Origin of the sequence: Streptomyces sp. ISL-11 (assembly GCF_018614525.1) — a bacterium.
Taxonomy (GTDB): domain Bacteria; phylum Actinomycetota; class Actinomycetes; order Streptomycetales; family Streptomycetaceae; genus Streptomyces.
The window spans coordinates 43,231-63,904 of the sequence record NZ_JAGGOL010000077.1 but is presented as its reverse complement, the minus strand read 5'-3'; the positions used below and the strand labels follow the sequence as shown (position 1 = coordinate 63,904).

The window sequence follows — 20,674 nt, the reverse complement described above, 5'->3', positions numbered from 1 at the left end:
AGTGGCGCGGTGGGGTGAGGGCTGGTAGCTGTGGAGGGGAGGGGATTCCCGGCTGTTCCGCATCGGGGGGTCGGTGTACGGCCGGGCAGGGGACGGAATGCCGGTCGGCCCCTCGGCCCGCGGGCGTCCGCTCCCTACCGCAGCGTACGGAGCTGGTGCCCATGGCGAACGAACCCCGCCCGCCCAAGGTCAGGATCGTTACCGGTCCCCCCGAGGGAGGCCCCTTCCGGGAGACGGTCGCACACCTGCGACGGCCCCTCGACGCCGCCCTCAGGGGCGTGCGGACGTGGTGGCTGATGCACCGCGGGATCACCCGCGCGCGACGGTGGCGGAATCCGTTCGGGACCACGGTGGGGATCTGGGTCTTCGGTGTGCTGACGGCGGCCTTCGTCATCTGGGCGCTGCGGGGACTGGTGGTCGCGATCTTCTTCAACGACACCGGCGCGAAGGACAGCGGGTGGTGGTGGGGGGACTTCAACCCCGACAAGGCGTGCTCGAAGATCGGGACCTCGTGCGGGGCTGCCAACGGAGTGGTGATGCCCGTGCTCCTGCTGGCCGTCTCGACGGTGCTGTTCCTGGCCTGGCGGATCGGGCGGGTCCGCAGGTTCTGCACGCGCAAGGCGAAGACCGAAGCAGGCAGCTTCGTGCAGACGGCGGGCAGCCTCATGGACGAGGTGGTCGGACGCGACCAGCTCTGCAACGCGATCATGAACAATCTGCGGGACCGGAAGGCGCGGCGTCCGCACATCGTCGTCGCCAATGTCGGGGCGGGCAAGACCGCGCTGCTGGTGCGTCTCGCCGAGAAGCTCGCGGCCAAGGGCGCCGTCCCCATTCCCGTACGGCTGCGCGACGCCCAGGGGGACACGCTGGATTTCTGCACGCTGGCCCGGGAGCGGTTCCAGGAGATCGTGCAGCCGGTGGTGCGGTCCGACGGCGAGGTGGACCGGATCTGGCGCTGGCTGCGGCAGCGGGCCGACCGGATCGTGGTCCTCGGGGACGGCCTGGAGGAGACGCTCAGCCGCGACCACGCGAGCGGCCAGCGCGACAACCTGATCCGCAAGGCGATACGCAAGGCCGGCGAGGAAGGGCTGCCGCTGGTCATCGCCTCCCGGCCGCACGAACCGCTGCGAGCGATGCAGGCCGCCATGACCGAACTGGAGCCGCTGAGCGCGGAGGCGGCCCTGCAGTACATCGCCAGCAGCGGCAGCTGGCGCTCGGACGCTTTGCTCCTGGACCGGGTGGTGGAGGTCGCGAGGATGTCGGAGTCGCCCATCTACCTCCAGATCGCCAAGGACCTGCACCGCAGGGACCTCCTGGAGCCCCTGTGGACGGAAGGGGGGACCACGGACCCCACGCTCCACGACACGTGGGAGCTGCGGGGGGATCTGATGGAGCGGTGGCTCGACGCGCTCGTCGACGGCGACGTCCACTCCGAGCTGCCCATCGACCGGGACACCAGGTTGGCGGTGGTCGCCCACCTCTCCGCGCTGGCGTGCGTCGGGCTGGCGTCGGACCGCGCGGAGGTCGGGCTCTGGGAACTCGACCCCCGCATCGGCGGAGGGCAGGACGGAGAAGCGGACGACGGGAGCGCACCGGCCTTCCGCAACGACGAATGGAACCGGCGCGTCGCGGAGGAACTGGACTGCCAGCTGGACGGGCTGAGACGGGCGGGCGGTTCGCAGGACCCCGGCTGCCCTTCGTGCGAGTCCGCCGAAGCGGGAAGCGGAGCGAACGGCCGACCGGGGCCGGAAGGCCCCCGGACCGATCTCCGGCTCGCCGCGACGTGGGGCGCCCGGATGGGGCTGGTCCACGAGTACGGACGGAAGGCGCGCTTCCAGCACAGTGTCATGCAGGCATATCTCGGGTCCCGGTTCCTGGCGAGGGTGCTCGGCAGCCCGGTGAGAGGGTCCCCGGCCTTCGGCGTGTGCGTGGAGTCCGTACCGCCGTGGGCGCAGCTCGCGAAGGCGCACATACGCCAGGCGCTGCGGCAGGGCGGACGGGAACTCCTCATCGCCCTCACCCTGCACTCCCGCTCGCTCGACGGCCGGTGCCGATGCGACTACCGGCAGGCCGGCCCGGCCGCCTCGTGCTCGGTGTCCACCATGCGTGAGCTCCTGCGGGAGGAGGCCGGTGATCTGCTGGACGACGCGGCGCGGGCCGAGAAGCTGGGGCAGCGGTGCACCGCTGCCGGCCCCGTCGGGCGAGGCCACGACGACCGGGGCAGCGCGCGCCTGAGGGCGCTCAGGATCTACGGAGCCGCCGTGGAGATCGACAGCGTCGACGCCACGTCACGCCAGACCGAGCTCTTCGACGAGATCAGGGAACACTGGGCGGAGTTCGGATGGGGCCAGGACCCCCAGGCGCTCCGCGACGCGAAGCTCGCCCTGGTGGCGCAGTGCGGGTCGGCGGCACGCCGCGTCGCCGTCGCCGGGGGCCGCACACGGGCGTACGAGAGCCTGTTCGGCATCGGGCGATGCGAGCGTGACTACCGGGTGCGGGCCGCGATCGCGCGCGAAGCCGGAAGCGGCGGCGAGCAGGCGTACAGGGCGCTCGCGCTGTACGAGCGGCTGGAGAGCCCCCAGCACGTGGTCAGCACCGGCCGCCCCGCTTCACCGCCCGGCGAAGAGGGCGCGCGGCAGCCGTACCTGGACTGGGTGGAGGCGCAAGGGGACCGGGAGCGGCGCGCGGTGGTGCGGCTGCTGCAACGGAGGAGGGAGCGGTGCGAACGCCTGGCCGCCCATGCGGAGGCCCTGGAGGAAAGGGAGAAGTGGTACGCCAACACCATGTGCGCGTGGGCGCTCCCCATGCTCGTGGACAGCGCCATGATGACCCGTCACCTCGGCAGCCCGCGTGACGACCTGGAGAAATGGACGGCCCAGGCGGTCGACGGGGCGGGCTCGCCGAACGACACCTTCGGCCAGGGCGGCAGGTCGGCTCTGGGCGTGGCGCTCGCGCAGGGGTTCAAATACGCCGCCAACCGGCGGCTGTCCCCCCACTCCGACAGGGAAGCCCGCCAGTTCCTGGTGAAGCAGGCCCAGGACATGCTCAAGCGGAGCACCTTCTGGTACACCCGGTTGACGCTCCTGCACGCGCTGACCCTGTGGGCCCTGCCCGACGACGTGCACGAGGACCAGCCCCTCCGCGGGCACGGGGCCGATCCCGGCGGGCAGGTACGGGAGTGGCTGACGCGCGACGACGGGCAGAAGGACCACCCGCTGGTCGAGGCGGCCGGCAAGCTGGCGGTCCGCGCGCTGCAGACGCGGCGCCCCGAGCGGTTCCTGTGGATCGACGAGGCCGGGGTGGCCTCCGAGGTCGGCACCGAGGTCGGCCGTCCCGGCGAACAACGGGTCCACAACCTCTGGATCCCGCCGTCCACCGGGTGGAGCACCCTGGACCCCGCGGCCCAGCAGCTCTTGGCGGACGTCCTGATCCTGGCGGTGCTCGGCGAGCGCGGCTACCGCCCGAAGGACCTCTTCCGTCTCCTGGAGCGCTGCTCGCCCGAGGGTCGCAGGCTTCCCTCCTGCCTCAGCAGGGACCGCACCCGGCTGGACCCGGTGCGCGCCGTGGAGCGCACCTCACAGCCCGGGAGCAACTGCACGGACGAGTGCGGGATGAGGATGTGCCCGTACCCGGCCAAGGCGGAGAACCTCCGGCTGGAGTTCAGCGAGGTCTTCTGCCTGCACCAGCTCGACCTGCTGCGGGCGTGGCAGCCCCGGACGTGGCTCTTCCTGCGGTTCCGGCGGGAGGCCCCCTGGCAGCGCAGGGTGCCGGTCGCCGGCATGCGCCGCTTCTGGGACCAGATGGGCGACCGGGCCCGCGACGTCAACCCCGGCGACGACGCGCGGCCCGTCGGCCGCCGGGACCGCCGCTGAGCGGGGCGAGCGGTCCCTCCGATTGGCCGATCTTCGACTGCGGGCCGTCTTTGCCGCCTGCGGCGGCGGGCGCCCTGCGGGCGCGTCCTCAAACGCCGGACGGGCTTGATTGTGGTGCGGCTCGGCCGATTTCAGCCCGTTGGGGACCCCCAGCCACCCACTCACATGACCCGCCGGGCACGGCGTAAGCGGGCCGTTCCCCAACACGCGGAGATCGTTTTCGGGTGCCGGCCCCCGTCGGCCGAAAGAGGCCGGCGGCGTGCCGGCGTGCGCGATGATGCGGGGATGACCCTGACATCCATGTGCCTGTGCCTGGTGACCCGCCCGACCACCGCCGGCGCCGGCCGGGACGTACTGCTCGGCCGGAAGAAGCGGGGCTTCGGCGCCGGCAACGTCGTCGGCCTGGGCGGCCATGTCGAGCCCGGGGAGACGCCCTTGCGAGCCGCCGTGCGCGAACTGGCGGAGGAGTCCTCGCTCGTGGTGGCCGAGGCGGACCTCCTGCAGGCGGCGAGACTGGTCTTCCGGTTCCCGGCCCGGCCGGACTACGACCAGGAAGTGGCGGTGTTCCTCACCGACAAGGCCGAAGGCACCGTCCGGGAGTGCGACGAGATCGCGCCGGCCTGGTACCCGGTGGACGAGCTGCCGCTCGACGCGATGTGGGACGACGCGAAGCACTGGCTGGCTGAGGTGCTCGCCGGCCGGCGTGTGGAAGGGGAGTTCGTCTTCGCCGACGACAACGTGACGGTGGCGCGGTCGGACGTCCGCACGGCGCCGGTACGCGAGGACGTGCCGACGGCGGGAGAGGTCGCGTCAGGGGGCTGATCTTCGCGTCGCCACCACCACGGCCATGACCGTCAGCACCTGGAACCCCACGGCCGTGAGCGCCAGCGTCCCCGGCCCGTAGGACAGGGTGAGTCCCCCGGCCAGGCTCCCGATCGCCTGGCCGGCGTACACCGCCGAGCCGGACAGCGACAGCACCACCTGTGCCTGCTCGCCACCCGCGTTGATCAGGCACTTCTGCAGTGCGGGGTTCATGGTCCAGCCGATCAGCGACCACAGCACGACCAGCGCGAAGAGGGCGACGACGGTCGGCGCGCGGTGGGTGCCGGCGAAGGCCAGGAGCGCCAGGAGCCCCATGACCGCGAGCAGGGCGACGGAGGAGAGCAGGGCGACGCGCTCCGGGGGGAAACGGTCGATCAGCACGCCCGTCACCAGGTTGGAGACCACCCCGCACGCGCCGTAGGCGAAGAAGACGAAGGCGACGGCGCCGCCGTGCAGTCCCGCGACGTGCTGGGCGATCCACTCCAGATAGGCGTACAGGGCGAACATGCCGCAGAAGGTCAGCATGCTGACGAGCAGGACCGCCGGTACACCGGGCAGGACCGCCGCGCGGGCGCGCTCGGCGATGGGGGCCTCCGCCGTGGGAGGCACCGAGGGCAGCACGCGGGCCAGACCGAGAAGGGCGACGAGGCTGAGGAGGGCGACGAAGAGGAAGGTGGCCCGCCAGTCGGAGAAGGCGGCGATGACGGTGCCGACGGGGACGCCGAGGGCGCTGGCGATGGTGATGCCGCCGAGCACGGCGGTCAGGGCCCTGCCGCGTTCCTCGGGCGGGACGATGGCGGCGGCGGTGGCGGACGCGGCGGGCATGAACAGCGCGGTGGCCAGGGCGGCCACGACACGCGCGACCATCATGATCGCGTAGTTGGGCGCCGCTGCGGCCAGGACGTTGGCGACGACGAAGCCGGCGAGGGCGGCCAGGAGGACCCTGCGTCGGTCCCAGTTGGCGGTGCCGACGGCGATGAAGGGGGCGGTCAGCGCGTAGACGGCGGCGAAGACCGTGATGAGCAGACCGGCGGTGCCGACCGACACCGACAGGTCCTCTCCGACCGAGGACAGGACGCCGCTGATGACGAACGCGTCGGTGCCCAGCGCGAAGGAGCCGAGAGTCATCAGCAGGACCGGCCTGCGGGCCGGCGGGCTGGGGAAGAGCTTCGTCAGACCTCGTCCGCCCGGCGCCGACCCTAAACCCAAGGCTCTTCCCTTCCGCTTCCCGCGACCTCCGCGCGCCCCGCGACGCCTGCGGAGTCGGTGGCGCCCGAAGAGTCGGTGGCGCCCGCGCGTCCCGCCACGCCCCTGAGTCCCGCGATGTCGGGAAACCCCGCCCGGCTCCACAGCCACAGCGGGGTGTGCACGTCGATGGGGGCCAGGGCGGAGCCGGCCAGCACCTCCGCCCAGCTCCGGGCGACCGCGGCCCGGTGGCCCGCCGACCCCTCGAGCACATCGCTCCCGCACAGGCCGAGCCTCACCGTGGCCTGGATGACGTGCGTGTCGGGGGCGATGGTGATCAGTTCGCGGGAGGTCCACCGCACACCCGCGTACTGCTCCAGGACGTACAGCCAGTAGTTGAAGATCTTCGGGCCGGACAGGTAGGGGAACTCCGGCTTCCGGCGCACCTGCACGATGTCCCCGAGCCTGCCGATGTCCATCCCCGCCGACGTCAGCAGGCCCAGGACGTCGCCGTCCGCCGACGACTCGGCGATCCCCCGGGCGACCCGGCGCCAGATCGCGGGGTGGCGGTTCGGCTGGAGCGCGACCCGGTGCGCGAGGAGGTGCCGGGCGAGGTCCTCGGGGTCGCGTTCGAGGACCTGCGCCGGGGCGAACACCCAGCGGGACGCGGGGTCCTGGTAGGCCGCGGCGACCGCCTGCCAGAGCGCGTAGCTGTTGCGCTGGTAGTTCAGGGACATGCCCAGCGTCAGGGTGTCCAGGAGGCGCTCGGAGGGCACCACTCCGGCGAGCGCGTCCTCGGGCATGACCTCGCCGCCCAGCAGGCACTCACGGTGGGCGACCACCAGGTCCCGGACCTGCGCCAGGACGGCTGAGCCTGTCGTCACGCTACCCCTTGTCGGATGTGAGGGCGCACCTCATGGCCCCGAGGACATCCCGCCAGTACGGCTCCAGGTGTCGCTCGTCGAGAAGACCGGTCCGCCGGAGTTCCCTCTCCGCCGCGAGCAGTGCGCCGTCCGCGCCGAGCGGTGTGCGGGCCGGCATGGGAGGCATGGCCTCCACCTCGTCCGCGCAGCCCAGAACCGAACGCAGGTGGCCTTCTTCGCCCGCATAGTAGTGGAGCGATCCGCAGTGGTGGTAGTAGGAACCCAGCCTGAGGCCCAGCTCGTTGGCCACGGTCTCCTGCACCATGGTCAGGAGGATGACGTCGTACGGCATCACCCCGATCAAGGACTGGGAGCGCATGGACGCGATGCAGTCGAGGCGGCCGTCGCGGTGCAGGAACTGAAGCGATCCGAAGCAGGAGAAGTCCCTCGGCTCGTCGCGGAGATCGGCGGGGTAGATGAACCCGAGGTATGCCCTGCGGGTGGACGGGTCCCGCCTCATGAGCGCGATCAGATCCCGCAGCGGTGAGCCGGAATCGTCGCCGATGAGCCGCTGGGAGAGTCCGCAGACGAGCGTGCCGTTGTCGTCGGTGAAGGCCTTCCCGCGCGCGTTGTACGCGATCACCTGGCCGGCGTCCGCGCCCGGTGTCAGGGCCCACAGGTAGTTGGCGAAGGCGAATCCCTTGCTGGTGCGCCGGCAGGTGTCGGGAAGGAGCCGGTTCCTCGGGTCGCGTATCCGCACCGTGGGCGAGACGATTTCGAAGGTCGCCCGGTCCGCGGTCCCGAAGCCGGAGCCGACGGAGGTGCGCGACCGGGGACCGGCCACCCGGTCGCCCTCCTTCGCGAGCAGCGCCGCCAGGTGGTGGTAGGCCTCGTGGAACGACTCGAAGGTGTTCACTGCCGGACCCCCACCGCTATGGAGACCAGACTCTCGGGCAGCGATCCGTCGGCGAGCACCGTGTCGGCGCTGTAGGGGCGCCCGGTGGGCGGCACCGGAGGGCACTCGACGAACTCCGTGAGTTCCAGCCCTGCCAGCCGGAACAGCTCCTTGGTCCGGATGCGGTCGGGCGTGAAGGAGTGGACGCCCCGGACCGTCCTGCCGTTGGAGGAGACGAACTGCGTCGTGCGCGTGGTGCGGCGGCGGCCGGTGGACCACACCGAGGACGGCCAGGTGAGCACGATCCGCCCCGCGGGCGCCAGCAGTTGTGCCAGGCAGAAGACGCCGAGGGGGTAGGCCATCCCGTCGACCAGGGAACCCACGACATGGTCGTAGCCGCCGCGTTGCGCGAACAGGGCTCTGATCGGCTCCGTCATGACGTCGTCCGGAAGGTACCGGGCCATCCCGGCGCTGGACTCCTGGCACGAGTAGCCGGCCTTGCCCGTCTCCACGGCCTCGCGCAGCCAGCCCCGGCCCGCGCCCACTTCCAGCAGCCGGGACCCTTCGGACGTCCCCCGCAGGATCCGGCTCAGGTGCGGAGCCGACGCGTGGTGGAAATCGGCCGTGGTGAGCCGCAGTTCGTCGACGAAATCCTCGGCGATGTCCGAATAGCCGATACGGTTGTCGAGGTCGATGCGCCGGCAGTCCGGGTACGCATCCGACGCCTTGTGCACCTCGAATCCCTCGCGTATCACGCGGGCGAGTTCGTCGGTGTCCTCGCGGTGGGAATGATGAAGGACGAGGTGGGCCCGTTCGGCCAGTCGCGACACCTCTTCGGGAGAGATTTGATCGTCGACCAGGGCTGCGCAGAACGTCGTGGCGGAGGAAGAGAGCGCCTCCGGCGCGGGAAAGGAATCGGTTCCGGACTCCGCGGCCCCGATGTCCTTCAGTCTCTCCGCGATCTCTCTTCTGCGGGTCCCTGCGGGACCACCGATCAGAACCGGACAGGGGGCCGGGCGCGGGACGGCGTCAGTGGACATTGAAGATGACATCCCCTATTCGCGGCAGCAGGCAGAATCTGCACTTGGCACAGTCGATGCCTTCCCGGTATTCCTCGGGGCAGGCGATCTGTCGCACCTTCGGGCGGGGCCCCTCCGCGTCGGTGCCGGGCGTCCGCGGGTCCCTCACCCGGCTCACCCGCCAGCCGTCCGGAGGATCACCCATGGTGTGGTCGACGGAGGCGAAGAGCTGGAAGTTGGGCATCTGCCGGAGCTCGTCGAGCGCGGGGAGCATGCCCGGGATCGCCCAGGAACGCGTGTAGGCCCAGAACAGGTGCTGGGGCACCGCATCGGCTATGTCGCGCCACATGGCGACATACCGGTCACCGAAGAAGTCTCCGGAGGAGTGCACCCTGACGGCGACCACGGGGGGAGTCGCGCTCTTCGCGGCGTCCGCCAGTTGCAGGAGAAGAAGCCGGCCGAGCCCTTCCGGGTCCTCGCGGGCATGCCGTTCATTGGCGAACCACAACGGCCGGTTGAAATCGACCTCACCGCTGGTGTCCCCGTTGTAGCAGTTCTTGGCACACCAGTCGCTCGCACCGGGGCAGGTGCGCAAGGTCGGTAAATTCCATACGAGAACGCGACCGATGTGCCGTCCCGACGAACCCGTCTTGATGTTTCCCGGCTCAAGTGAGGGGCGGTCGACGGCGGGAGCGGAAATGCCCACAATGGGGAGGCTCCGCTGTCGTGCCAGATACTGGGCTCTCTCCTGGATCTCTCGTTCCGATGGTATGGCCCGTTTCATGTTTCCCCCGAGCAGCGCAGCCTGCATGCTCCTTGATGCCCAGGAAGCTAGCACAGGGGGTGGAGGCTGTGGAGAGTCCGGACGCCGGTTCCGCAGAAACGTTCAAGCAGATTGAACTCGTGATATTCGACTGCGACGGAGTACTGGTCGACAGTGAACGCATCGCCATGCGGGTCCACGTATTGCTGGGGGCGGAACTGGGCTGGTCGCTCACCGAGGACGAGGCGATCGAGCGGTTCATCGGGGGTTCCATGCTGTCCATCACCGATCAGATCGCCGCACGGCTGGGCGATCGAACGGCCGCGAGGTGGTGGGAGCGGTTCGTCGCCCTGCATCGCCGCGAGGTGGACACCGGCCTGTCGCCGGTCGAGGGACTGCCGGAGGCACTGGACGCGATCACGCTGCCGACCTGTGTCGCCTCCAGCGGCTCGCACGAGAAGATGATCCATACCCTCGGCCGCACCGGCCTCTACGACCGTTTCGCGGGCCGCATCTACAGCTCCACCGAGGTCGCGCGGGGCAAGCCGGCGCCGGATCTCTTCCAGTACGCGGCGCGGCGAATGGGCGTCGACCCGGCGGCGTGCGCGGTGGTCGAGGACAGCCGGCCCGGCGTCGAGGCGGCCCGCGCCGCCGGCATGCGCTGCTTCGCCTACGCCGGCGGGCTGACACCCCGGACCTGGCTCGAAGGCCCCGGCACCGTCATCTTCGACGACATGCGCGGCCTGCCGGACCTGCTGGCGGGGCGGCGACCGGCCCTGCCGGCGGGAGACGGTGACGGATGAGCCACCGCGCCCAGTGGCGGAGTGATCCCATGCCGCCGCCCGCAGGAGCCATGGGCTGGCGACTCCGGGGGCCGCGGTGGCCGGCTGCTGCCGCGGTACGGGCGGCAGCAGGCCGGAGGCGAGGCGGAGCACTGCCCCTCGCTTCCTCGGCCCGCTCACGACGGGGGCTGCGAGGCCGCCCTCTCTCCGGCGTCGGTGGATTCACCAGGTGATCGAGGCGACGCGCCGCACCGCCTCCGGATCAGCTCCGTGCCGGCGCACACTCGCCGCGACGACCTCTTCCCCCTGCCAGCATCGATCGCCGTGCAGTGATGCTCGGCCTTGCCCGCGTCCGTTCCGGTCCATATTCGGGCACGGCCACCTCCGAAGTCGCTTTCTGTATCTGTCCCAGCAGACGACCACGCCAGCGTGTCCCCTACCCAGCGATCTTGTCGCGCGCATCCCAATCAGTGGCTGAGTCGTCGCAGGACACTGGGCGGCCAATCAGTAGCATCGGCCATCACGCAGAGCGACGAGTGTCTCGGGCGCTTGATGGTTTTGCCGACGTCGTAGTGGGCGGCGGGGCGCCAGTTCTTCGAGCCCAAGGGGGCATCCTGGTCCCGGTCGGGTGGGTTTAAGGGCGTGCAGATCTTTAACTCGTCTTTTTGGCCTTGGTTTGAGTGGGGTCGGAAGCGAGGAACGTCGCGACGTCGGCTGGCGTACGGAGGCGGGCGGTGGAGGCGTTGATGTGGCGGCCGTGTGTTTCCAGGAGGGGGGCGGATCTCCTGTTTCGCACGGCTGATGGTCATCGCGATGACGTCGAAGAGTTGGCCGAGGAGGTTCATGGTGGCGAGTTTGCGCAGGTGGAGCACGGTGGCCAGGGTCCGGTCAGCTGGAGTGAGCTTGGCTTTGGCGCCTGTACCGGGGGCGACCAGGCGCTCGTGTCCGCGTACGGGCGGGCGCGACAGGATTACACACCCAAATCCTTGGGTGTGAGGATCACCCGTATCAGCTGCCGCGCCCTCGCCCCCTGATGTAGATATGTAGATATCACTTCAGCGAATAGTTGAGTTTCCATTCGAAGAGCGCGGCTCAATGCAACCAAGGGCCCCATGCTGGGCGCGGGCGTATTGGCTTGAACCTGTGCGTGAGCGCACTGCTATGCGCCCCCGCCGGGCACCTTCCCGCATAGGGGGATCAGGGAAATAATGGCCACGTTGTGCAAAGGCGTGGAAGGAGAGGATCGTTGAAGTCCTCACTGGCTCCCATCCCTCACGACCTGACAGGCCGGACCGCGCTGGTCACTGGCGGCGGAAAAGGAGTGGGTGCAGCTATCAGCCGGACGCTGGCCCGACGGGGCGCGCACGTGGTGGTCAACTATTTCCATTCCCCGTCCGCTGCCGAGAGTACGGTGGAAGCGATCCGTGCGTTCGGCGGCTCCGCGAGATCGGCACGAGCCAGCGTGGCCAAGCCCGAGCAGGTCACCTCCCTCATCGAAGACATCGGGACGCGAGAGGGAGGCTTGGACATTCTGGTGAACAACGCCGCACGCGGGGTGCTGACCTCCTCCGAGAAGCTGACCGAGCGGGATTGGGAACTGGCCTTCGCCACAAACGTGCACGGGGCGCGTGCCTGTGCGCTGCGGGCCGCTCCGCTGCTGGCAGCCGGCAATGGCGCGGCCATCGTCAACGTCTCCTCCATCGGTGCCGGCCTGGCCATGGACAACTACATGTTGGTGGGAGTGTGCAAAGCGGCTTTGGAAGCCCTCACCCGCTACCTGGCAGCCGACCTGGGGCCTCAAGGCGTAAGGGTCAACACCGCGTCAGCCGGTCTGCTGGGCAACGCTACGGCTGACCTGTTCCCCGGCGCGCAGGCACTGAGGCACACCTGTACCACCGCCACACCGCTGGGACGCCTTGGTACCGAAGAGGACCTCGCCCAGTTGGTGGCCTTCCTCGCCTCCCCGCAAGCCGGCTGGATCTCAGGACAGTCCTATCTTGCCGACGGCGGCCTGTCCGTCGGCCGGGCCATGCTCACTCCTGGCCCCAACACGTCCGCCGCGCCGACGAGAGCGGCGTACACCGGGTCCGCGGGCGATCAGTCTCCATGGCCGGCAGGCCCGCGGCCGGCCTGAACACCGGGTGAATCTGCAGCCAGGTACCCGCCGTAGGCGGTCCCTTCGCGCCGTGGACGCCTACCGGAAACGAGGCTGTCGCTCATACGGCCCGTGGTGGGTGCGGTCGGGAATGTCGCGAGCTGTGGCGCAGCGACGTTGACCGCCGGGACTTCTGGGCGGCTCGGCGGTGGACTTCTCTTTGCGCAGTGGTGGCGGGCCGGTCCGTGGCGCTCGCTCGCGGATGCCTGAGGAGGAATCGAGTTGTCGTCCACTATGGCCGGGTACGCCTGGCCGACGCGTTGGCACGCTGTCGTGATCTGGAACAGCGGACCTGCTGTCCGGCGTGCTCACGAGGCACTGGCTTGAGATCCGCAGACCCGCGCGGTGCCGCTTCCGCCGTCGTCCGGGGTCGTTCGCTCAGGAGCGGTGGACAGCGCCCCCGGTTTTGAGGTCCATCCCCGTCAGCTGCAGCGAGAAGGATCAAGAGGGAGGTCACATAATGGCCACGCAGCGTCCGGTGCGTATCGCGAACTTTTCCGGGGCTATGGGAGACAGGTTCGACGCCTTCGAGCAGGCCATCCATGGCGAACCCGTCGACGTGGTGTTCGGTGATTACATGACTGAGGCGTTCGATTCGATGCTGATCGCTGCGTTCCTCAGTCGTTCGCAGAACTGGGAGAATTTCTATGCGGAGTTGTTCATGCAGCAACTCCTGCCGCAGCTGGAGGCCGTCGCCCGGAAGGGCATCAAGGTCGTCACCAACGCCGGCGTGTTCAACCCGAGGGGCATGGCCAGGGCTATCCGTGCCGCAGTGGCGCAGCGGGGACTCGGCCTGAAGGTCGCCTACATCACTGGTGACGATCTACGCGAGGAGGCCGCCGGGCTGCTCGCCCGCGGTCAGCTGGTCAACATGGACACGGGTGCCCCCTTGGCTTGTCATGCGCGGGGTCTGCTCGCGCTCAACGCCTACCTGGGCGGCTGGGGCATCAAGGCTGCCCTGGACGAAGGCGCGGACATCGTGATCACCGGCAGGGTGGCGGATGCGTCACTGGTCACCGGTCCTGCCGCTTGGTGGCATGGCTGGCGACGGATCGATCTGGACAAGATCGCCGGGGCGATGGCAGCCGGTCACGTCTTGGAGTGCGGCCCGCAGGCCACTGGCGGCAACTTCTCCGGGTTCACCCGGATCGAGGACAACATCCTGCCCGGCTTTCCGATCGCCGAGATCGCTCAGGACGGCAGCTCCGTTATCACCAAACAGGCTGCACAAGGCGGCGCGGTCACGGTGGACACCGTAACCGCTCAGCTGCTGTACGAGATTCAGGGCCCTCTTTACCTCAATGCCGACGTGACCTGGCACACGAACTCCGTCTCTCTCACCCAGGAGGGGCCTGATCGCGTACGCATCACCGGTGCCCGGGGCAGCGCCCCATCCACGACCACGAAAGTGAACATCGATTTCCAGGACGGCTATCGTAGCGCGGTCTGGATCTTCCCGACGGGCCTCCAGATCGAGGAGAAGGTCGCCATCCTCAAAGCCCAGGCATCCCGAGCGGCCCGGGACCATCAAATCGACGCACTGAAGGTCTTCGTGTGCGGGCAGCCGGTCGAGGATCCAAGAGACCAGTGGCAGGCCACCGTGCCCGTCCAGATCGTCGTGGCCGCGCCCTCCAAGGAGACAGTCTCCCAATTCATCGCCCAGCTCACTTCCTATTGGCTCGGCAGCTTTCCCGGGTTCTACACCGAGATCACCCGGGTCTACACCGATGCCCCTCAACCCCGCATCGACTACAGGGCGGCCCTGGTGCGCCAGGACGCCCTGAAGCACCAAGTGCATTTGCCCGACGGCCGTGTCCTGCACATCGCCCCACCCCCCGGAGCCCAGCCGTTCACCGGCCAGCCCGCGGTGCCTGCCACCCCGCCGGCGGAACCGGGCGCCTTCGGCCCGACGGTCCACCGCCCGCTGGGCGAGGTGGCGTACGCTCGTGTGGGCGACAAGGGTGCCCACGCCAACCTGGGCGTGTGGGTCAGCGACCCAACCGCCTATCCTTGGCTCGCCTCCTACCTGACAGTCGCCGAGCTGCGACGGCTGCTGGGTATTGAGGGCGTCGACGTGGAGAGGTATGAACAACCCCTGCTCCACGGTATCTCCTTCGTCTTGAAGGGCTACTTCAGCCCCAGCGGCTCAGCCAACCTCGACCTGGACCAGATCGGCAAGTCCCTGGGTGAGTTCCTGCGCGCCCGCCACGTGGATATCCCGGCTTCGCTGCTGACCCCGGCACACTGACTTCCGAGAGCATGGCGACCACGGCAGCGACGCCTTCCGGTCGGACACCGCTGCCATCGCCGGCGTAGCGTCCGGCCGCGTGGTGGACCATGACGAGCCGCGATCCCTTGTCGAGTGCTGCCGGTCCATTCCCGTCGCGCCCGTTGGATTGGTTCAGGTGATGAAGTCCTGCACGATCTCGTCGAGGCATCGCTCGACGATGGCGGCAATCGTCAAGGCCGGGTTGACCGCCGCGGTGGATCCCGGCATCAGGGCGCCGTCGAGACAGTACAGGCCTGAATATCCGTGCAACCGGCCGTAAGCGTCGGTGGCTTTGCCCAGCACGACCCCTCCGACCGGATGGGCTGTCACGGAGTACCCAGGCACCGGAGGAATGACGATGGCGCCGGAGGGAAAGTGACGCGCCACCTCTCGCACGAGGTCGCCGACGGCATGGCGGGCCGTGATGTCATTTCCGGCACTCCACTCGAGCCGCGTGTTGGCGGCCTTGGCGGAGTATGCCCACCGTCCGAAGTGGTCACTGATGCCCATGCCGATGCAGGCGAGCAGCCCAGCTCCGCTCGGTACGGGGAGGGGGGCGTGCATGACGCTCGCCGTGCCCTCACGGTTGCGGAGGAGAACGGCCGGGGGCCCGCCCTGTGGAGCACAGGTCGGTTGCGGAGCCGTCTGGAGGAGCAGCAGTTGGTCACCGTTGGTGCCCCACTGGGCACCAACGGAGTCGAGCAGGCGGGGCAGAGCGCCAGTATCACGGGCGGTCACCAGCATCCGTGGGGACTGGACGCCGGCGGCGAGGACAAGCTTGTCGCAGATCAGGACCAGTCGTTCGCGGACTGCTCCACTGCGGGTCAGCTGGGTGACGCAGACGCGGTACCGGCCCTGGGAGTCCTGGGTGATACCGGTGGCCATGTGCAAGGGCCGGACCACCGTCTTGCCGGTAGCCTCCGCGCGGGCAAGATAGGTCCGGTCCACGCTCATCTTGGCGCCGCTGTTGCAGCCGGTGAAGTGGTACTGGCCCACAGTGGCCGCCGGTTTTCGGTCACCGTTGAGTTCGGCCCGGATCACATCGAAGTCGTAGTTGCCCATTACCTGTTCGGCTGGAAGGCCGGATTCCTGGGCTGCGAGATGCCAGAGCCGGTTCGAGCGGTACTGGTCATGGGCAAGGAGATCCTCGGGGAACGGTGCGGCAATCAGCCGCCGCCGAGCCCGTGGGTAGTAAATGCGGTCGAGTTCGCCATAGTCGATCTCGGCGGGGAAGAGATGATGGAAGGGGCCAGGTGCGGGCTGGGCCAGCACTCCGCCGTATACCAGCGTGCTGCCACCGACTCCCGCCCCGCACATGATCACGACGTTCTTCTGCGGTAGGACCTCCAGCAGTCCGGTGGAGCGTGGGAGCGCTGTCGCTATGGCGCGATACACGCATGACAGCAAAGGCACGCCTGTTGGCGGAAAGGGGGACGAGTCCTGGCCCAGCCAGACCAGGTGCCTGTCGAGCGACGGTAGGCGCGGAAAGGTATTCCCGGTCGGCGTGATAGGCCAGCGACGGCCACGTTCGAGCACGACGTTCCTGATTCCTGCCTCAGCGAGCCGGAAGGCGGTGATGCTACCGCCCAGCCCCGACCCGATAATCACCACGCGGTGGTGTTCTTCGCGACCCTTGTTCGCATGGCTCACCCAAGCGGAAGCTCCATGATTAGGTCTATCGTCATTTTTGCCCTGAGGCTCGATCGGTTCGGGCGGTGCGTCGTGCCCACCCTCTGGTGCGGAGCGAGCCGTCCTGTGCCGCATAAATCCTCCCAAGAGGTGCTTGCTCTGCGCGCGGTGAGGCTTGTGCCGGCGCCGGACAAACGGGTCGCGCGGACAGCCATGAATCACTCATGTCTGCCTATCGGGGGCCCCTGCCGGCCGTCTCGGACAAGGATGCTGCCAAGGAAAAAGCCCAAGGCTGTCGGCACGGCTGTCCGAGGTGGCGTGCCGGGCGGTCCCGCTGCGCGGGAACGTCCGTAATCCAGCTCAAGGCGACTGCGCGGGCGGGCCACCGGCTGCCGGGCCTACAGTCTTCGACTGTCCCGATCCGTGCAGGGGCAAGGGGGACGCCTCAGTCGCCCAGGTAGTCGTGCACGACCTGGGCCGGGCTGAGGGTGAGGTCGGTGAGGATGTGGCCGGCGGAGACGACCTCCAGGACGGGCAGGTCGGCGAGCGGGGCCAGTGCGTGGGCGAAGAGCTGCAGTCGTGCCGGGCCGGTGAAGGCACTCTTGACCGTGAGGTCGGTGATCCGGGTGCGGACCAGCTCGCAGATGCGCGGGGACCCGTCGTAATGGGGCACGGTTTTGAGCATGAAGGTGGGTACACAGAGGTGCGCGCGGGCCTCCTCCAGGTCCATCGGATGGTGCTTGTAGCCCATGGTGGCCGTCGCCACCCGCAAAGAGCCGTAGTCCAGGGTGCCGACCAGGGTGTCGGAGTCGAGGTAGAGCCGGGGCGAACCGGACTTCTTCGGGTAGGCGCTGAGCTCACGTCCGCTGGAGATCGCCGGGACGCTGTCGACGTACACCGCCAGGCTGAATTCGCCCAGCTCGTCCTGATGCTCGACAGAGATGTGATGCGCTGCTTCCGTGTAGGTGCCCAGACCCGTCACGTCGGGCATCCGCGTGATCTCGAAGCGGGCCAGCGGGACGGTGACGGTCAGCGGCTCCGGCACGACCCGCCGCAGTACCTTGAGGTCGGTACGGTAGGTGATGCTCAGGTATTCGCGGTTGGTGAAGCGGTACTGGGTGGAGGGGTAGGCGGGCGAGTTCAATGGGGTGGTCAGCTGCCGCGCGACATCTTCCAGGCGCATGGGTCATCTCCTTGGAGCCGTAGTTGTGACTTCCGCGGCCCGGACAGCCATGACGGCGGCGCCCGAGGGTCGGGTACCGCTGCCTTCGGTCCCCGGACAGGTCTGTTGAGGGGTCCACGCCCCGCGACCAGTCGGCGCCGGGCATCCCGCCTGCGTGGCGGCCTTACGGGCTTGAGATCCCTGTACCGGGGCCTTCCCCGTGCGAGGGTGTGCGGCGGAGCCTGCTGATGTCATCCCGGACGAAGGGGCCCAGCGCGCCCATGAAGTCCTCGTGGCAGTCCACGAAGCTGACGTGGCCGGCACCGGGGATAACCGTCAGCTTTCCGTTGGGCAGCTTCCGCGCTGCGCGTACCCCCTGCGATACCGGGAGCAGCCAGTCGGTGAGCCCCCACACGACCAGGGCGGGCACTTCGATGTCCTTCAGCCGGCCGGTCACGATGAGGCGGGGGTCCTGTCCCGTCAATCCTGTCCCTTGCCGCAGCACTTCGATGGAGGTGCGCAGTGGCGTCCGTGAGCGGCTCAGCCTCATCTGGCTGAGCCACGTCAGCGGTGGTACGCGCCAAGGCTGCTGCAAGAGCAGGGCGCCCGACAACGTGGCCAGGGCACCGAACCCAGGCAGCGTGGCAGCCGTCGACAGCACATCAGCCACGCGTGCCGGGATGAGCGACGAGGCGATCAACAAGGGGTTGATCGCGCGACCGAGTCCGGCGGCGTCGACCAGCGCCAGACGGGTCACGCGGTGCGGGTACGTCAGCGTCAGATAGGCCGCCACCGCGCCGCCGAAGGAGTGGCCGACGAGGGTGACCTCCTCCACCTCGACAGCGTCCAGGAACGCGGCGACGAAGGAGGCGAGATGATCGGGGCGTACATCGTGCACGGGGCTGGTGCCACCCAGGCCCGGCAGTACCAGTGCCAGCGTGCGGTTGGTCAGGGCGAGATCCTGCATGATGCGCCACCAGCTGCGGGCGTTCTCGGCGAGGCCGGGTAGCAGGAGCACCGGGGGGCCCGCGCCGATTTCGTAGTACAGGGTCGACACACCATGTACCAGAACCCGTCGCTCTGTTGGCTGCTCGTTCGCCACAGGTTCCTCCTGTCGACTGCGCGGTCGCCGCTCGGAGGAGACTGCGCAAGGGGTGTTTCGGCTGACTGACCTAAGGGAACCAAAGTTCGGATTTGACGGTGTCGCGCCCAGCCAGCCACATCCCCAGTGCCTCCCGCGTGCCGTACACCTTGGGCAGACCTGGCAGACGGGGGAGTGCGGACAGAAGGAGGCTGTCGGTGGGTACGGGAGAGAATCGCAGGGCGCGCCGGTTCAGCAGCAGGCTCAGCATCAGACCGTCCCGGTAGATGCTGGTGGCGATCGGGCCGGGGATGTCGCGTGTGCGGCCCAGGCCTCGCACAATGTCCTGGTGGTGGATGGCGAGGTCGCCCAGCACGATCACGGCGCAGAGGCGGCTGGTGAGAGCCGGGGCGGCCGCCCAGTCCCGGGCCATCCGTATCAGTTCCTCCGGGGGGAGCCGCCTGGCCCAATCGACATGGGCCTGGTTGGCAGCGTTCACACAGGGCCCGTGGGGCAGGTAGGACTGCACCAAGCGGTCCACGCCGATGAGGTGGCCGAGCACGTCCCGGGGGGCCCAGCCGACGCAGAGCGTGCGGCCGGTGTTGAATTCGTCCCCGGTCAGCCCCTCCAGGGTGTCGAGGAGGCGGAACCGCTCCGCACGCAGCTCCGATTCAAAGGGTAAATTCAGCATTGACCAGCCTCGTTCTCTTGCCGGGCGCTCCTCGGATGTTGGCGTACGTCCCCGGATCTTCCGCCCCGACCGCGTAGTGGTCGCTGTGGCGAAGACCGGAGAGTGGCCTTGGCGGAGCACGTCTTCACGAACCCGACGCGCTGAACAGGTCTTCGAAACTCTGCCGCAGCAAGTGATGGAACATTTTCGTGTCCGTGATCGCCGCGGGATCGAGATTGGTCCCGATACCGCACATGTTGCCGTGGGACGCGGTCGTGATGTTGGCTGCGGCGGGTCCTCTGGCAACCCACGGCACCGCATCGACGATCCGTGCGCCCGTGACATAGGTGTCCTGGCTGAGGCCGGGGACGCTGGTGACGACGAGATCGATACTCTTCGCCAGGAGCGGTGCGCACATGCCGATGAGAGAGCGCGGAATCCAGGAGCTGACGCCGGCCAGCGCCGGGTACATGTCCTGGATCAGGTCGCCTCGTGCTCGTACGACCGAGCGGTGGACGGCCTGCATGCGCGCGAGAGGGCCCATGTCGCCCACAGGACCGGCGATCCGCACCGCGGCTACGAAGTTCCCGCCCCCGGTCTGGAACGGCTCGCGGATGCTGACCGGAAGCATGACCGGGATGGACTTCAGGTGCAGACCGTGATGTACGTGGTACTTGTGGAACGCGCCGAGAATCGCTGCCAGGTAGGCGGAGGTCACGGAAACGCCGGCGCTCTTTCCAGCGGCTTTGAGGTCCGCCAGCGGAACGGACACCAGCCCGCAGCGGAGCTCAAGGCTGCGCTTCCGCAGAAGCGGCGAGGGCATCACGGGGGAGACGACCTGCCCCAGGTGCCTGCCCAGACGCAGAGCGCGCTCGCCGGCGTCCTGTGGCGCCGACAGGGAGCGGATCGCCTCGCCGGCCATCGACATCACCGCCGTCCTGACGTTACGGATGGCGGAGCGAGCGTTGGATTCCGGTTCCACGGCTTTCCCCGCACCGGACGCCGTGTGCCGGAAGGCCGCTGTGTGGGCGGGGGAGGGCCTCCCTGCTTCCGGGGACTGCGGGAGCAGCTCGCGCATGGCGATCTGGATCCCGAGGGCGTCGCCGATGGCGTGATGCCACTTCAGCACGACAGCGGCCCGTCCGTCGTCATACCCCTCCACCAAGGTGGCCTCCCACAACGGGTGGCCCCGGTCAAGCGCGGCTGATGCCCGCCATTCGACCAGGTCGAGAAGTTCCCGGAGCCCGCCCGGCGCGGGCAGGTACACCCGGTGGACATGCCGGCTGAGCCGGAATTCCGTATCCGGGGACCAGACGGGAATCCCGACTTGCCAGGAATCGACCACGCGGTGGCGCAACCGGGGCAGCGCGCGTGTCATCCAGTCACAACCGGCAAGGAAACCGCTCCAGTCGGGCGCCCGGTCCAGGAACCAGACCCACACCACCTCGAGCCGTAGCCGGGCGTCTGACCCCATGCGCCAGAAAAGTGTGTCCATGCCGCTCAACGG

15 protein-coding genes are annotated in these 20,674 nt (G+C 69.0%); 5 read left to right on the top strand and 10 right to left on the bottom strand.

Annotation, left to right across the window (positions count from 1 at the left end; genetic code table 11):
* The first annotated feature begins 161 nt into the window (after positions 1-161).
* A complete protein-coding gene (locus tag J7E86_RS17295) occupies positions 162-3,872 on the top strand; it encodes an NACHT domain-containing protein (protein WP_215082588.1) in 3,711 nt (1,236 codons plus the stop codon).
* A 285-nt stretch (positions 3,873-4,157) separates the two neighbouring features.
* Positions 4,158-4,694, top strand: coding sequence for an 8-oxo-dGTP diphosphatase (locus J7E86_RS17290; RefSeq protein WP_215082587.1), 537 nt, complete (start codon positions 4,158-4,160; stop codon positions 4,692-4,694).
* On the opposite strand, the gene J7E86_RS17285 is transcribed toward J7E86_RS17290, so the two are convergent.
* From J7E86_RS17285 to J7E86_RS17265, 5 genes are all read right to left on the bottom strand, one after another.
* A complete protein-coding gene (locus J7E86_RS17285) occupies positions 4,683-5,822 on the bottom strand; it encodes an MFS transporter (RefSeq protein WP_215082586.1) in 1,140 nt (379 codons plus the stop codon). The genes J7E86_RS17290 and J7E86_RS17285 overlap by 12 nt on opposite strands.
* A 71-nt stretch (positions 5,823-5,893) precedes the next feature.
* Complete coding sequence (locus J7E86_RS17280; RefSeq protein WP_215082585.1) at positions 5,894-6,763, bottom strand: hypothetical protein; 870 nt, start codon at positions 6,761-6,763, stop codon at positions 5,894-5,896.
* Position 6,764: 1 nt separating this feature from the next.
* Complete coding sequence (locus tag J7E86_RS31900) at positions 6,765-7,658, bottom strand: thymidylate synthase (protein ID WP_215082584.1); 894 nt, start codon at positions 7,656-7,658, stop codon at positions 6,765-6,767.
* On the bottom strand, positions 7,655-8,467 hold the full coding sequence (locus tag J7E86_RS17270) for a class I SAM-dependent methyltransferase (RefSeq protein ID WP_215082583.1): 813 nt from the start codon (positions 8,465-8,467) through the stop codon (positions 7,655-7,657). Before J7E86_RS17270 ends, J7E86_RS31900 begins: the two co-directional genes overlap by 4 nt.
* A 199-nt stretch (positions 8,468-8,666) precedes the next feature.
* Entirely contained in the window at positions 8,667-9,251 is a 585-nt protein-coding gene (locus tag J7E86_RS17265) for a hypothetical protein (protein WP_215082582.1), read from the bottom strand.
* A gap of 257 nt (positions 9,252-9,508) precedes the next feature.
* Here J7E86_RS17265 and J7E86_RS17260 point away from each other — a divergent pair, with 257 nt between their 5' ends.
* The 3 genes from J7E86_RS17260 to J7E86_RS17250 all read left to right on the top strand — a co-directional run bounded on the left by J7E86_RS17260 (position 9,509) and on the right by J7E86_RS17250 (position 14,604).
* On the top strand, positions 9,509-10,222 hold the full coding sequence (locus J7E86_RS17260) for an HAD family hydrolase (protein WP_308312622.1): 714 nt from the start codon (positions 9,509-9,511) through the stop codon (positions 10,220-10,222).
* 1,225 nt (positions 10,223-11,447) lie between these two features.
* Complete coding sequence (locus J7E86_RS17255) at positions 11,448-12,335, top strand: SDR family oxidoreductase (protein WP_215082580.1); 888 nt, start codon at positions 11,448-11,450, stop codon at positions 12,333-12,335.
* A gap of 481 nt (positions 12,336-12,816) precedes the next feature.
* Complete coding sequence (locus J7E86_RS17250) at positions 12,817-14,604, top strand: acyclic terpene utilization AtuA family protein (RefSeq protein WP_215082579.1); 1,788 nt, start codon at positions 12,817-12,819, stop codon at positions 14,602-14,604.
* 153 nt (positions 14,605-14,757) lie between these two features.
* Here J7E86_RS17250 and J7E86_RS31895 read toward each other — a convergent pair whose 3' ends face one another.
* From J7E86_RS31895 to J7E86_RS17225, 5 genes are all read right to left on the bottom strand, one after another.
* Entirely contained in the window at positions 14,758-16,275 is a 1,518-nt protein-coding gene (locus J7E86_RS31895; protein ID WP_215082578.1) for a GMC oxidoreductase, read from the bottom strand.
* 424 nt (positions 16,276-16,699) lie between these two features.
* A complete protein-coding gene (locus tag J7E86_RS17240; RefSeq protein ID WP_215082577.1) occupies positions 16,700-17,437 on the bottom strand; it encodes an acetoacetate decarboxylase in 738 nt (245 codons plus the stop codon).
* Between the two features lie 163 nt (positions 17,438-17,600).
* Positions 17,601-18,473, bottom strand: a complete 873-nt coding sequence (locus J7E86_RS17235; RefSeq protein WP_215082576.1) for an alpha/beta fold hydrolase — start codon at positions 18,471-18,473, stop codon at positions 17,601-17,603.
* Positions 18,474-18,588: 115 nt separating this feature from the next.
* Positions 18,589-19,188 carry a maleylpyruvate isomerase family mycothiol-dependent enzyme gene (locus tag J7E86_RS17230; RefSeq protein WP_215082575.1) on the bottom strand — a complete coding sequence of 200 codons (600 nt, stop codon included), beginning with the start codon at positions 19,186-19,188 and terminating at the stop codon, positions 18,589-18,591.
* 124 nt (positions 19,189-19,312) lie between these two features.
* Positions 19,313-20,662: a wax ester/triacylglycerol synthase domain-containing protein gene (locus tag J7E86_RS17225; protein ID WP_215082574.1), complete on the bottom strand. Its 1,350-nt coding sequence runs from the start codon at positions 20,660-20,662 to the stop codon at positions 19,313-19,315.
* Positions 20,663-20,674: the final 12 nt, after the last annotated feature.

What these genes read in the sequence shown, in the direction of transcription:
- J7E86_RS17295 (WP_215082588.1), top strand. Translation starts at nt 162, where the DNA reads ATGGCGAACGAACCCCGCCCGCCCAAGGTCAGGATCGTTACCGGTCCC.
- J7E86_RS17290 (WP_215082587.1), top strand. Translation starts at nt 4,158, where the DNA reads ATGACCCTGACATCCATGTGCCTGTGCCTGGTGACCCGCCCGACCACC.
- J7E86_RS17285 (WP_215082586.1), bottom strand. Translation starts at nt 5,822, where the DNA reads ATGACTCTCGGCTCCTTCGCGCTGGGCACCGACGCGTTCGTCATCAGC.
- J7E86_RS17250 (WP_215082579.1), top strand. Translation starts at nt 12,817, where the DNA reads ATGGCCACGCAGCGTCCGGTGCGTATCGCGAACTTTTCCGGGGCTATG.
- J7E86_RS17240 (WP_215082577.1), bottom strand. Translation starts at nt 17,437, where the DNA reads ATGCGCCTGGAAGATGTCGCGCGGCAGCTGACCACCCCATTGAACTCG.
- J7E86_RS17230 (WP_215082575.1), bottom strand. Translation starts at nt 19,188, where the DNA reads ATGCTGAATTTACCCTTTGAATCGGAGCTGCGTGCGGAGCGGTTCCGC.
- J7E86_RS17225 (WP_215082574.1), bottom strand. Translation starts at nt 20,662, where the DNA reads ATGGACACACTTTTCTGGCGCATGGGGTCAGACGCCCGGCTACGGCTC.